The 13,286-nt window shown below is 72.0% G+C and carries 10 protein-coding genes and 1 riboswitch; of the genes, 7 read left to right on the forward strand and 3 right to left on the reverse strand.

Features of this window, described 5'->3' with window-relative positions; genetic code table 11:
- The first annotated feature begins 247 nt into the window (after nt 1-247).
- The 7 genes from ccrA (at nt 248) to ACZ7BZ_RS09425 (ending at nt 8,635) form a co-directional block, all read left to right on the forward strand.
- On the forward strand, nt 248-1,585 hold the full coding sequence (gene ccrA / locus ACZ7BZ_RS09395) for a crotonyl-CoA carboxylase/reductase (protein ID WP_470357835.1): 1,338 nt from the start codon (nt 248-250) through the stop codon (nt 1,583-1,585).
- A gap of 10 nt (nt 1,586-1,595) precedes the next feature.
- Nucleotides 1,596-3,626 (forward strand): protein meaA, encoded by a 2,031-nt coding sequence (locus ACZ7BZ_RS09400; RefSeq protein ID WP_470357836.1) that lies wholly within the window; start codon nt 1,596-1,598, stop codon nt 3,624-3,626.
- A 43-nt stretch (nt 3,627-3,669) separates the two neighbouring features.
- Complete coding sequence (locus tag ACZ7BZ_RS09405; protein WP_380463536.1) at nt 3,670-4,650, forward strand: HpcH/HpaI aldolase/citrate lyase family protein; 981 nt, start codon at nt 3,670-3,672, stop codon at nt 4,648-4,650.
- A gap of 5 nt (nt 4,651-4,655) precedes the next feature.
- A complete protein-coding gene (locus ACZ7BZ_RS09410) occupies nt 4,656-5,159 on the forward strand; it encodes a MaoC family dehydratase (protein WP_470357837.1) in 504 nt (167 codons plus the stop codon).
- 194 nt (nt 5,160-5,353) lie between these two features.
- The gene (locus tag ACZ7BZ_RS09415; RefSeq protein ID WP_380463539.1) at nt 5,354-6,556 is read left to right on the forward strand and encodes an acyl-CoA dehydrogenase family protein; all 1,203 of its coding nucleotides are present in this window, start codon (nt 5,354-5,356) and stop codon (nt 6,554-6,556) included.
- Between the two features lie 521 nt (nt 6,557-7,077).
- On the forward strand, nt 7,078-7,770 hold the full coding sequence (locus ACZ7BZ_RS09420) for a phosphatidylserine decarboxylase (RefSeq protein WP_380463540.1): 693 nt from the start codon (nt 7,078-7,080) through the stop codon (nt 7,768-7,770).
- A complete protein-coding gene (locus ACZ7BZ_RS09425) occupies nt 7,757-8,635 on the forward strand; it encodes a CDP-alcohol phosphatidyltransferase family protein (protein ID WP_380463542.1) in 879 nt (292 codons plus the stop codon). Before ACZ7BZ_RS09420 ends, ACZ7BZ_RS09425 begins: the two co-directional genes overlap by 14 nt.
- A gap of 96 nt (nt 8,636-8,731) precedes the next feature.
- Here the strand turns inward: ACZ7BZ_RS09425 and ACZ7BZ_RS09430 are convergent, their stop codons facing one another.
- The 3 genes from ACZ7BZ_RS09430 to ACZ7BZ_RS09440 form a co-directional block, all read right to left on the reverse strand.
- Complete coding sequence (locus tag ACZ7BZ_RS09430; protein WP_470357838.1) at nt 8,732-10,057, reverse strand: hypothetical protein; 1,326 nt, start codon at nt 10,055-10,057, stop codon at nt 8,732-8,734.
- A 591-nt stretch (nt 10,058-10,648) separates the two neighbouring features.
- Nucleotides 10,649-11,773, reverse strand: a complete 1,125-nt coding sequence (locus ACZ7BZ_RS09435) for an alpha/beta hydrolase family protein (protein ID WP_470357839.1) — start codon at nt 11,771-11,773, stop codon at nt 10,649-10,651.
- Between the two features lie 459 nt (nt 11,774-12,232).
- Nucleotides 12,233-12,925: a helix-turn-helix domain-containing protein gene (locus ACZ7BZ_RS09440; RefSeq protein WP_470357840.1), complete on the reverse strand. Its 693-nt coding sequence runs from the start codon at nt 12,923-12,925 to the stop codon at nt 12,233-12,235.
- A gap of 196 nt (nt 12,926-13,121) precedes the next feature.
- Nucleotides 13,122-13,249, forward strand: a riboswitch (cobalamin riboswitch).
- Nucleotides 13,250-13,286 lie beyond the last annotated feature (37 nt).

Genomic DNA, 13,286 nt, shown 5'->3' on the forward strand with positions numbered 1-13,286 from the left:
CGAGTGGCACAGGGTGCCACTACCTTGTTACTCACCAGTCGCGGCGCCGCGGCTCCCCACCTCGGCGCGCCGTCGTCCGGCGTTCCCACACCCCGGGAGCTGTGCCAGACCAGCAGTGCAGACCCGCCCGGACCACCACCGGGCGACCGACTGACAACCAACCACCCACCTCAGCGAAGCCGGTGTCCGCTCCCGGCTCCCCCAGACGCCCTGTGACCCTCACACAGGTACGCCTTCGGAGGCAGCCATGCAGGAAATCCTCGACGCGATCCTCAGCTCCGACGCCACGTCGGCGGACTTCGCGGCGATCAAGCTCCCCGAGTCCTACCGGGCGGTCACGCTCCACAAGGACGAGGAGCAGATGTTCGCGGGCCTCGACAGCCGCGACAAGGACCCCCGCAAGTCCCTTCACCTCGACGACGTCGCCCTGCCGGAGCTGGGCCCCGGCGAGGCCCTGGTCGCCGTCATGGCCAGCTCGGTGAACTACAACACCGTGTGGAGCTCGATCTTCGAGCCGGTCTCCACCTTCGGCTTCCTGGAGCGCTACGGCCGGCTGTCGCCGCTCACCAAGCGCCACGACCTGCCCTACCACGTGCTCGGCTCCGACCTCGCGGGCGTGGTGCTGCGCACCGGCGCCGGCGTCAACACGTGGAAGCCCGGCGACCAGGTCGTCGCCCACTGCCTGTCCGTCGAGCTGGAGTCCCCGGACGGCCACAACGACACGATGATGGACCCGGAGCAGCGCATCTGGGGCTTCGAGACCAACTTCGGCGGCCTGGCCCAGATCGCCCTGGTGAAGACCAACCAGCTGCTGCCCAAGCCCAAGCACCTGACCTGGGAGGAGGCCGCCTCCCCCGGCCTGGTCAACTCCACCGCCTACCGCCAGCTGGTCTCGCGCAACGGCGCCGGCATGAAGCAGGGCGACAACGTGCTGATCTGGGGCGCCAGCGGCGGCCTCGGCTCGTACGCCACCCAGTACGCGCTGGCCGGCGGCGCCACCCCGATCTGCGTGGTCTCCAGCGACGCCAAGGCCGACATCTGCCGCGCCATGGGCGCCGAGGCGATCATCGACCGCTCGGCCGAGGGCTACAAGTTCTGGAAGGACGAGAACAACCAGGACCCGCGCGAGTGGAAGCGCCTGGGCGGGAAGATCCGCGAGTTCACCGGCGGCGAGGACGTCGACATCGTCTTCGAGCACCCGGGCCGGGAGACCTTCGGCGCCTCGGTGTACGTCACCCGCAAGGGCGGCACCATCGTCACCTGCGCCTCCACCTCCGGCTACATGCACCAGTACGACAACCGCTACCTGTGGATGTCGCTCAAGCGGATCGTCGGCTCCCACTTCGCCAACTACCGCGAGGCCTACGAGGCCAACCGCCTGGTCGCCAAGGGCAGGATCCACCCGACCCTCTCCAAGGTCTACTCCCTGGAGGAGACCGGCCAGGCCGCCCTCGACGTGCACCACAACAAGCACCAGGGCAAGGTCGGCGTGCTCTGCCTGGCCCCCCAGGAGGGCCTCGGCGTCCAGAACGCCGAACTGCGCGAGAAGCACCTGCCCGCCATCAACCGCTTCCGCAACATCTGAGGCGCCTCCGATGACCGAGCCCCAGAAGCGCGACCGGCCCTGGCTGATGCGCACCTACGCCGGGCACTCCACCGCGAGCGACTCCAACGCGCTCTACCGGCGGAACCTGGCGAAGGGCCAGACCGGCCTGTCCGTCGCCTTCGACCTGCCGACCCAGACCGGCTACGACTCCGACCACATCCTCGCCCGCGGCGAGGTGGGCCGGGTCGGGGTCCCGGTCGGCCACGTCGGCGACATGCGCACCCTGTTCGACGGCATCCCGCTCGAACAGACCAACACCTCCATGACGATCAACGCCACCGCGATGTGGCTGCTGGCGCTCTACCAGGTGGTCGCCGAGGAGCAGGGCGCCGACATCGCCAAGCTCACCGGCACCACCCAGAACGACATCGTCAAGGAGTACCTGTCGCGCGGGACGCACGTCTTCCCGCCCGGCCCGTCGGTGCGCCTGATCACCGACATGATCGCCTACACGGTCGGCAACATCCCCAAGTGGAACCCGATCAACATCTGCAGCTACCACCTGCAGGAGGCCGGGGCCACGCCCGTCCAGGAGATCGCCTACGCGATGTGCACCGCCATCTCGGTGCTCGACGCCGTCCGCGACTCCGGGCAGGTCCCCGCCGAGCGGATGGGCGACGTGGTCGCCCGGATCTCCTTCTTCGTCAACGCCGGGGTGCGCTTCGTCGAGGAGATGTGCAAGATGCGCGCCTTCGCCCGGCTCTGGGAGAAGGTCACGCTGGAGCGCTACGGCGTCGCCGACCCCAAGCAGCGGCGCTTCCGCTACGGCGTCCAGGTCAACTCGCTCGGGCTGACCGAGGCGCAGCCGGAGAACAACGTCCAGCGGATCGTGCTGGAGATGCTGGCCGTCACCCTGTCCAAGGACGCCCGCGCCCGGGCCGTCCAACTCCCGGCCTGGAACGAGGCGTTGGGCCTGCCCCGCCCCTGGGACCAGCAGTGGTCGCTGCGGATCCAGCAGGTGCTGGCCTACGAGTCGGACCTGCTGGAGTACGGCGACATCTTCAACGGCTCCGAGGTGATCGAGGCCAAGACCGCCACGCTGCTGGCGGGCGCCGAGGCGGAGATCGCCAAGGTGCTGGAGATGGGCGGGGTGATTCCGGCCGTCGAGTCCGGCTACCTCAAGTCCAACCTGGTCGCCTCGCACGCCGCCCGCCGGGCCCGGATCGAGTCCGGCGAGGACAAGATCATCGGCGTCAACTGCTTCGACACCACCGAGCCCAGCCCGCTCACCGCCGACCTCGACACCGCGATCATGGTGGTCGACCCGGCGTCCGAGCAGTCCGTGCTCACCGCCCTGGAGGCCTGGCGCGGACAGCGCGACGAGGCCGCCGCCCAGGAGTCGCTGGCCGAGCTCAAGGCCGTCGCCGCCACCGGGGCCAACCTGATGCCGGCCACCCTCGCCTGCGCCCGGGCCGGGGTCACCACCGGCGAGTGGTCCTTCGCCCTGCGCGAGGTGTTCGGCGAGTACCGCGCCCCCACCGGCGTGGGCGGCGCGCCCGTCGCGGTCGCCGCCGAACCCGGCGGGGAACTGGAACAGGTCCGCGCCGCCGTCGCCGCCACCGCCGAGGAGCTGGGCGCCGGCAAGCTACGCCTGCTGGTCGGCAAGCCCGGCCTGGACGGGCACTCCAACGGTGCCGAGCAGATCGCCGTCCGGGCCCGCGACGCCGGGTTCGAGGTGGTCTACCAGGGCATCCGGCTGACCCCGGAGCAGATCGTCTCCGCCGCGGTGGCGGAGGACGTGCACTGCGTGGGCCTGTCGATCCTCTCCGGCGCGCACACCGAGCTGGTGCCCGACGTCCTGAAGCGGCTGCGCCGCGCCGGGGTGGAGGATGTCCCGGTGATCGTGGGTGGCATCATCCCGGCAGCGGACGGCGAGGCCCTCAAGGCCGTCGGCGTCGCCGCCGTGTTCACCCCGAAGGACTTCGGCATCACCACCATCATCGGCCGGATCGTGGACGAGATCCGGCTGGCCAACCGGCTCCAGCCGTGGACGCCCGCACCGACCACGGCCACGAACTGACCAGCTGACCAGCTGACCACTGGGAAGGAACAGAACCACCCTCATGAGCAACGTCAACCGGCTTCGCCCCCGCCGCTCCTGCCTCGCCGTACCGGGCAGCAACCCGCGCTTCCTGGAGAAGGCCCAGGGCCTCCCGGCCGACCAGGTCTTCCTCGACCTCGAGGACGCCTGCGCCCCGCTGGTCAAGGAGAGCGCCCGCCACCACATCGTCGACGCGCTGAACAACGGCGACTGGGGCGACAAGACCCGCGTCGTGCGGGTCAACGACTGGACCACCCACTGGACCTACCGCGACGTGATCACCGTGGTCGAGGGCGCCGGCCCCAACCTCGACTGCATCATGCTGCCCAAGGTCCAGGACGCCGAGCAGGTCAAGGCGCTCGACCTACTGCTCACCCAGATCGAGAAGACCATGGGCTTCGAGGTCGGCAAGATCGGCATCGAGGCGCAGATCGAGAACGCCAAGGGCCTGATCAACGTCGACGCCATCGCCGAGGCCTCGCCCCGGCTGGAGACCATCATCTTCGGCCCCGCCGACTTCATGGCCTCGATCAACATGAAGTCCCTGGTGGTCGGCGAGCAGCCGCCCGGCTACAACGCCGACGCCTACCACTACATCCTGATGCGCATCCTGATGGCCGCCCGCGCCAACGACCTCCAGGCGATCGACGGCCCCTACCTGCAGATCCGCAACCCCGACGGCTACCGCGAGGTCGCCGGCCGCTCCGCCGCCCTCGGCTTCGACGGCAAGTGGGTGCTGCACCCGGACCAGGTCGCCATCGCCAACGAGGTCTACTCCCCCTCGCAGGAGGACTACGACCACGCCGAGCTGATCCTCGACGCCTACGACTACTGCACCTCCGAGGCGGGCGGCGCCAAGGGCTCCGCGATGCTGGGCGACGAGATGATCGACGAGGCCAGCCGCAAGATGGCCCTGGTCATCTCCGGCAAGGGCCGGGCCGCCGGCATGCAGCGCACCACCAAGTTCGAACTGCCCGGATCCGAGAAGAAGGCGGAGGCGTAAGGCTCATGCAATTCGGACGCACCTACGAGGAGTTCGAGGTCGGCGCGGTCTACAAGCACTGGCCCGGGAAGACCGTCACCGAATACGACGACCACCTCTTCTGCCTTCTCACCATGAACCACCACCCGCTCCACCTGGACACCAACTACGCGGAGAAGACGACCGACTTCGGCCGGAACGTCGTGGTGGGCAACTACGTCTACTCGCTGCTGCTCGGCATGTCCGTCCCGGACGTCTCCGGCAAGGCGATCGCCAACCTGGAGATCGAGTCGCTGCGCCACATCGCGCCGACCTTCCACGGCGACACCATCTACGGCGAGACGACCGTCCTGGACAAGTGGCCGTCCAAGTCCAAGGACGACCGCGGCATCGTCCACGTCGAGACCAAGGGGTACAAGCAGGACGGCACGGTCGTCTGCATCTTCCGCCGCAAGGTGATGGTGCCGACCGCGACGTACATCAAGGAGCGCGGCGGCGAGCAGCCCGGCCGCCCCGAGCCGCTCTCCTGAACCGCCCCCTGAACGCTCCCCTTTCTACAGGGACCACCCCTATAGAAAGGGGAGCACCCCGAAAGACCCCGGACGGGGAGGCCGCCGTCATCGGCCGACCCCCACCCGGTCGGGGGCCCTGCTGCCGCAGCCACGCCGGCAGGGCCCCCGGAAATCCCCCCCCCCCGCCCTTTCAGACATTCCGGAGCCGCACGATGGGACGCCTCGCACAGACCGACGGCCTCACCGAGATCCAGCGGGACATCCTCGCCACCGTGCGGGATTTCGTCGACAAGGAGATCATTCCGGTCGCGACCGAGCTGGAGCACAAGGACGAGTACCCGACCGCCATCGTCGAGGGCATGAAGCAGCTCGGGCTGTTCGGCCTCACCATCCCCGAGGAGTACGGGGGCCTGGGCGAGTCCCTGCTCACCTACGCCCTGGTGGTCGAGGAGATCGCCCGCGGCTGGATGTCGGTCTCCGGCATCGTCAACACCCACTTCATCGTGGCGCACATGATCAACGCCCACGGCACCCAGGAGCAGAAGGACTACTTCCTGCCGAAGATGGCCGCCGGCGAGATCCGCGGCGCCTTCTCGATGTCCGAGCCCGGCCTCGGCTCCGACGTTTCGGCCATCTCCACCAAGGGCGTCAAGGACGGGGACTTCTACGTCCTCAACGGCCAGAAGATGTGGCTCACCAACGGCGGCACCTCCACCCTGGTCGCGGTCCTGTGCAAGACCGACGAGGGCGGCAGCAGCCCGTACAAGAACATGACCACCTTCCTGATCGAGAAGACGGCGGGCTTCGGTCCGAACCCGACCGTCCCCGGCCTCACCGTGCCCGGGAAGATCGAGAAGATGGGCTACAAGGGCGTCGACACCACCGAGCTGGTGCTGCAGGACGTGCGGATCCCGGCCGACCGCGTCCTCGGCGGCGTCCCGGGCCGCGGCTTCTACCAGATGATGGACGGTGTCGAGGTCGGCCGGGTCAACGTCGCCGCCCGCGGCTGCGGCGTCGCCCGCCGCGCCTTCGAGCTCGGCATCTCCTACGCCCAGCAGCGCTCCACCTTCGGCAAGAAGATCGCCGAGCACCAGGCGATCCAGTTCAAGCTCGCCGAGATGGCCACCAAGGTCGAGGCCGCTCACCAGATGATGGTCATGGCCGCCCGCAAGAAGGACAGCGGCGAGCGCAACGACCTCGAGGCCGGCATGGCCAAGTACCTGGCCTCGGAGTACTGCAAGGAGGTCGTCGAGGACGCCTTCCGGATCCACGGCGGCTACGGCTTCTCCAAGGAGTACGAGATCGAGCGCCTCTACCGCGAGGCCCCGATGCTGCTCATCGGTGAAGGAACTGCGGAGATCCAGAAGATGATCGTCGGACGCCGGCTCCTGGAGGAATACCGGATCGCCGAGTGACCGGCCGGCCCCCGGCCCCGGCCCGGGGGACCGCCGAGTGATTGCGGGGCCGCCCCGATTGACGGGCGGCCCCCTCCGAACCGCCGGTCGACGGGCGTGCGGGCCCGTCCCGGCAGAGCGCCGTGCCACGTCACGGATCCGGCCTGGTCCGCCTGGGTCCGGCACGGCCTCCGGAAAGCGGCCGCAGGGCGTACAGCTGCAGCAACGCGCCCTGCGGCCGCTTCCGTGCACCTTCTTCCACCCCGTACGGCCCGTGTCCCCCGCCGGGTTCCGGCCGCCCCCCTGCTGAGACAAGAGTCACCAGCCTCGTCCGGTCCCTTGGGAACCGGAGCGGGGCGAGCTACGGTCGTAGAAGCGGGATGCGTACAGGCACTCCCACCGGACACATGAACGAGCAGGCGGGTTGCCCACCCACCGTGTGCTCCCGATAGCATCCACCGGGACAGCAAGCCGTCCCTCTATTACCGATCCCGCGGTGGCCCCCGTCCAGCGGCCATGATCCCCCGCGACAAAGGTTTTCGATGCCCATCAGCCCGTCCCCTCACACCTCCGTCACGGACCGCGATGCCCTCGCAGCCCCGACGGCCGGCCGGCGACCCCGCGTGACCATCGCGCGCGGAGCCACCCCCTGGTTCGTCCCCACCCTCGCCACGGCCGCCCTGACCACCGCCCTCACCCGGCGCAACGGCAAGTGGGCCCTGGCAGCGGTACCGGCCTGCGCGCTCGGCGCGGGCATGCTGTGGTTCTTCCGCGACCCCGAGCGTGAGATCGGCACCGGCAGAGTCATCTCCCCCGCCGACGGCGTGGTCCAGAGCATCGACGCCTGGCCGGACGGCCGCACCCGGGTCGCGATCTTCATGAGCCCGCTGAACGTCCACGTCAACCGCGCGCCCCTGCCGGGCACGGTGACGTCGGTCGAGCACGTCGCGGGCGGCTTCGTCCCGGCGTTCAACAAGGACAGCGACCAGAACGAGCGGGTCGTCTGGCACTTCGACACCGAACTCGGCGACATCGAGATGGTGCAGATCGCGGGGGCCGTGGCCCGTCGCATCGTGCCGTACGTGGCCGCCGGAACCAAGGTCGAGCAGGGCGACCGGATCGGCCTGATCCGGTTCGGCTCCCGGGTCGACACCTACCTGCCGGCCGGCGTCGAGGTCGGCGTCGAGGTCGGCCAGAAGACCACAGCCGGGGTGACACGCCTTGACCGTGACTGATCCTGAAACAATCGTCGGCCTGGACGACGAGGAGACGGCCCTGCGCCGCCGCCGCTGGGCGCGCGACCGCGAACTGCGGGCCCCGCGCTCCCCCCAACACCTGTCCACCGCCGACTTCCTGACCCTGGGGAACGCCGTCTGCGGCTTCCTGGCGATCTACTCGATCACCACCGGGGTCCTGGTCCCGCACATCACCAACCCGGACGCCGCTCCGGACCGGCACAGCGCCGCCACCGCGGTGACGTTGCTGCTGATCGGCTCGATGTGCGACCTCTTCGACGGACTGGTGGCGCGCAAGCTCCGCTCCTCCGCCCTCGGAGCGGAACTGGACAACCTGGCCGACCTGATCAGCTTCGGCATCGCGCCGGCCTACTTCGTCGCGGTCTGGGGCATGGTCTCCCAGGGCTCCAACACCAAGCTGTCGGCGCTGATCGCGCTGACCGTGCTGCTCGCGGTGGTGCTGCGGCTGGCCCGCTTCTCGGCCGTCAAGATGCGGCCCGGGGTGTTCCAGGGCATGCCCTGCCCGATGGGCGCGATGACGGTCATCGCCATCGTGCTGCTCGACCCGCCGTTCCTGCCCGGTCTGCTCGCCATCTTCGGCGCCGCGTACCTCATGGTCAGCCGGATCGAGTACCCCAAGCCGCAGGGGCTGCTGGCCACCGCCACGCTCTGCTGGGTCGTGGTGGCGATCGGCTGCCTGGCCGCCTGGGCGACCGGGCTGCCCGGTGGCGACACCCTGATGCACGTGGGCGCGTTCGCCCAGATCACGCTCGCCGCGATGGCGCCGCTGCTGGTCATCCGACGCAAGGTCGGGCAGAAGGTCGGCGACGTCCGCGCCCGGCGGGCGGAGTCGCGGCTCGGCTGAGGTCTCGCTGTACGAGAAGGGCCCGGAACCTGGTGGTTCCGGGCCCTTCCTCGTGTGGCCGGGGCTCCGGCCCTTCCTCGTTTGGCCGGGTGGGGGCTATGCGCCGCCGGTGTGGACGCTGAAGGCCGAACGGCGGGCCGCCCGGGCCACGCCCGGGTCCGGGTGTACGCCGGAGACCGCCGTCAGCACCGAGGCCGCCCGCGGATGCCCGGACTGCCGGGCCCGGGCGAACAGCCGCACCGGGTCGCCCGCCGAGGCGCCCTCCACATGACCCACCAACAGCTCCGTCTCACCGTGGTCCAGCACCGCGGCCGCGGTGTCCACCCACAGCCAGGCCGCGTCCTCCGCACCCAGCACGTCCGCCGGGGAGACCCCCTCGTCGGCACGCTCGGCCAGCCACAGCAGCGCGTACGGGCGCAGCACCGGCGCGTCGACCGCCGCCCGCACCGCCTGCTCGGCCGGCCCGCCGGCCACCCGCAGCGCCTCGAAGGCCAGCCCGCGCACCAGCGCGTCGTTGCCCCGGGCCGCGTCCAGCAGCTCGGCCACCGCGCGGTCCGCCGGGCGGGCCGCCACCCAGGCCCGGAACTCCGCCCGGGCCGGGCCCGGCGAGTAGTCCGCGCAGGCGTTCAGCAGCTCGAAGGCGCTCTGCTCGATGTGCCCGGCCGCGGTCTGCGCGACCGTGCAGATCTCCTCCAGCTTCGCCCGCACCGCCCAGTGGCCCAGCGGGGACAGCTCGGCTGCGTCGTCGCGGCGCAGCACGGCGCCCACCGCTGCCAAGCCGTCCAGCATCCAGTCCAGCACGGCGGCCACGTCGGAGGGCGCCGCCGGGGTGTCGATCTGCGGCGCGCGGCAGGTGCCGCGCACGGCGGAGACCGCCGAGGCGGCGTGCGGCACGGGCGACAGGCCCGGGCCGCCGAGGGCGGCGCCGACCCGGCGCTCGTCCAGACCCCGGCGCAGCAGCTCCAGCAGCTCGCTCTCGGCCACCGGGCCGTCCACCAGGTGCAGGAAGGACAGCAGCTGCGGGGCCTGGTCCACGGCCTGGCCGGCCAGGACGGCGAACACCCCGCGCAGCGCGGCGGGCGGCACCGGGGCGAGCAGCGTCCAGGCGTCGAACAGTCCGGACCAGCCGCGCACCACGGCCTCGTCGTCGTGCTCCCAGGCGTGCAGGCGCCACCCGGGGCCGGCTCCGCCGTCCCGGGCCTCCACCAGGCCCACCAGCAGCGCCTGGCCCCATGCCTTGGCCGCCGCGCCGACCGTCATGGCCAGCGCGCGGCCGGCCGCCCGGGCGTCGTCCGGGAGCAGCTCGCCGCGCTTGTCGACCTCCGCCAGCTCCCCGGCCCAACGGGCGATCCGGACGGCGTCCACCAGCATCCGACGGGCCAGCGGCGCCAGCTCGGCCGGCGCGGGGAAACCCTCGGGCACCGGGACCCGGCCCCGGCCGGGCGCCGGCGCGGGCCCTCGTCGCCGGGGTACACCGGCCCCGCCCGGCCTGCCACCGGATGGCCGGTGGGCCGTACCGGGGAGACGGGTCACCGTCGCACCGGTACCGATCGTCGGCGGGAGCGGGGCATCACGGTCGCGCGGGTTCCGAGACGTCACGTCCAGCAGTCTTCCCCTTGCATGGGCCTTCTGTCACATCCGGTTGTCCGTACGCCCGCGCGACCGGGGACGGCACCTCCGCAAGATCGGGCAACAACGGCAAACCGCCTGGCCGGAAACGGGTGGCGGGGGCATGTCAGGCTGGCGGCGGGGGGTCGCGCTGCCCGTCCGGACGGTCACTTTCCGTGGTTTCTCGGGGTTTCGCGGGGCACCTGAGACGGGCGCGGCGGGGTGGCCGGGGTGGCTCGCGATGGAAGCGGAGGGCTGGAATCCGGCCAGTCGGCGACGGGGGGAGGGCACGTGGCGGAGCACTGGAAGTCGGACTGGCCGACTTCTGGTGCGGGGTTGTGGTGCGGGTGGGTTGGTGCGGGCGGGTTGGTGCGGCGGGTTGTGGTGCGGCGGGTGGCGGCTTGGTCAGAGCAGCGGGGTGAGCCAGCGCCGGAGGAGTTCGGTGTAGTGGTCCGGGGCCGAGTTCCAGAGCGCGGCGTGCTCGGCCCCGGGGAAGCGCTGGAGGTTCACCACGTCGTGACGGGCCGCGGCCAGGCGCTCCACCTTCTCGAAGGGCGCGATCCGGTCGTCGGGGCTGTGCAGGACCAGGGTCGGCACCCGTAGGTCCGCGCCCTCGGCGAGGCGGGAGAAGTCAGCCAGGTCGACGCCGGTGCGGCCCTCCGCGGCCAGCGCGCCCAGCTCGGCGGCGACCCCGGTGAAACCGGCCCGGACGGCGTCCCGGCGGGCTGCGGCCGGCAGGTCCAGGACCGGCGAGTCGAGGACGATCCCGCTGATCGCGTGCGCCCAGGCGGAGCGGGCCGCCGTCTGCAGCACCGTGGTGGCGCCCACCGACCAGCCGTAGAGGATCACCCGGCCCGCGCCGTTGTCCAGCGCCAGTCGCACCGCCGCCTCGACGTCCCGCCACTCGGTCTCGCCGAAGTGGCTGTAGCCGTCCGGGGAGGCCGGGGCGCCCTCGTCGCCGCGGTAGGTGACCGCCAGCGCGGGCAGGCCCAGGCGGTGCAGGACCGGCAGCACCGGGAGGGTCTGCCGGCGGTCGGCCTCCGGGCCGTGCACCAGGATCACCCAGGTGCCGCGCTTGCCGTCCAGCCACCAGGCGGGCAGCGCGCCCAACTCGCCGTCGGCGGCGGTCTCGGTGAAGGCCAGGCCGAACGCGGCGGTGGGATCGCCCAGGTACACGCGCGGGGTGAAGCGGACCTCCGTACCGGGCGTCAGGGTGCCCCGGTCGGCCCGGACCAGCCGGCGGGTGACCCCCTGCTCGTCCCGGTGCAGGACCTCCTCGACCACCGCATGGCCGCCGCCCTCCCACTCGACCGCCCAGCGGCCGGGGCGCAGGCTCTCCGGACGGCGGCTGAAGGTGACCCGGCCGGCGGCCAGGCTCTGCACCAGCACGGGCCCGGCGGCCGGCCCGACGGCGGCGGGGCCGGGCCGCACCCCCGGACGGACCATCCGCTCGGAGGCGCGGCGGCCGACCACCAGGACGGCGGCCCCCGCGGCGGCGGCCGCCACGATGGCTGCGGTTCCCCAACGCATTTCGTTCCCCGCTCTTTTGCACGGGTCCGCTGCGCGGACCGGACGGTGTTCGAGGAACAGTCCATCGGGGGGGTGGGGGGCTGGCCACTGGGCTGGGCTGTCTGGGGGACGGGGGCCGCTGCGCGGGGCTGTTGTTGTGGGGGTGGGCTTTCGGGAGGGTGGGTGGTGCCGGGGGCGGTTCCGGGGGTGGGCGCTCCGGGGGCTGGGTGATTTTCGGACCGCCGACCCTCATCGCGCGGGGTGCTCACCGTTGGCGGTCTGAAAATCACCCGTCACGCCCCTCTCCGCACCCACCCCCTCCACCGCCCCCTCCCGCAGCGCGTCCCTCTCGCCTGGGGCGGGTGGGGGGAGGGGGGAGGGGTGAGGTGGCGAGGGGGGGGAGGTGGGGGGAGGTGGTGGGTGGGTGCGCGGGCTTTGCCCTGCGCGCCCGCTGCGGGTGGGGGTAGAGGTGTGGGCCGGTCAGATGGGGATGGTGGGGTGGTGGGTGCTGAGGAGGCGCCAGAAGCGGGGGGTGAGGGGTGGGGTGGGGGTGCGGGGCTGGGTGGTGGAGCCCCAGTGGGTGGGGATGTGGTGTTCCTGTTGGAGGAGGGGGAGGACGGCGGCGAGGTCGGCTTCCGGGACGGGGACCAGTCGGGCGAGCGGGCGCAGGTGGGGCTGCCAGCGGCCGGTCACGCACTGGCGGAGCAGCCGATCGAGGGCTTCGCGGCGGCCGGTGGCCTCGACCAGTTCGGTCAGGCGCAGGCCGAGTACCTGGGCGAGGGCGTGGGTCTGGTCCGGGTCGCCGTCCCAGTGGCCGGTCAGTTCGGCCTGCCGGTAGGTGGGGAGTGGCATTCCGATCCGTTCGGCGACGGTCTCCTGGGGGAGTTCCCGGGACAGGCGGTGGTCGCGCAGGGTCACCGGGCGGCCGCCCATCAATTGGTCGGCCGGGCACCAGAGGGCGCGGGCCAGGGCGATGAACTCGGCTTCGCCGGGCCGCAGCTCGCCGTTCTCCCAGGCGAGCACGTGACCGGGGAGCAGCCGTACGCCGTGCGCGGCCATGCCCTCGGCGACCTGCTCGGGGGTCAGCCCGAGGCCGGCCCGGTGGGCGCGGGCGGCTCCCGGCGAGAACGGCACCGGGGCGAGGGCGGCGGCGGGTGGCTTTCTGCGGCGCATGGCACCGAACGTAGGTGCGGCCGGCGGCGCGTCCCCAGCCGCCGAACGCACGAAGCGGGGCCGGTCGGCGCTGCTCCGCGCTGGGCGATCGCACAGGGCGGGTGCGTGCACGTCGTGTGACCAACCCCTCCGCGACCTCGGTTGACTCCCGGTTCGGGCGCGTGATGGGATCCTGGGGCCAAACGGAGGCATGGAGAGGAAGCCGGTGCGAGTCCGGCGCGGTCCCGCCACTGTCACCGGGGAGCACCCTCGGAATCGCCACGGCGGGTCGTCAGGAGCCGCTGGAAGGCCCGTGGGTGCGTCCGACCCGGAAGCCAGGAGACTCTCGCCACCGGTACGTCGATCCAGGGCGCGGACCCTG

It is taken from the genome of Kitasatospora sp. NPDC036934 (assembly GCF_055608425.1).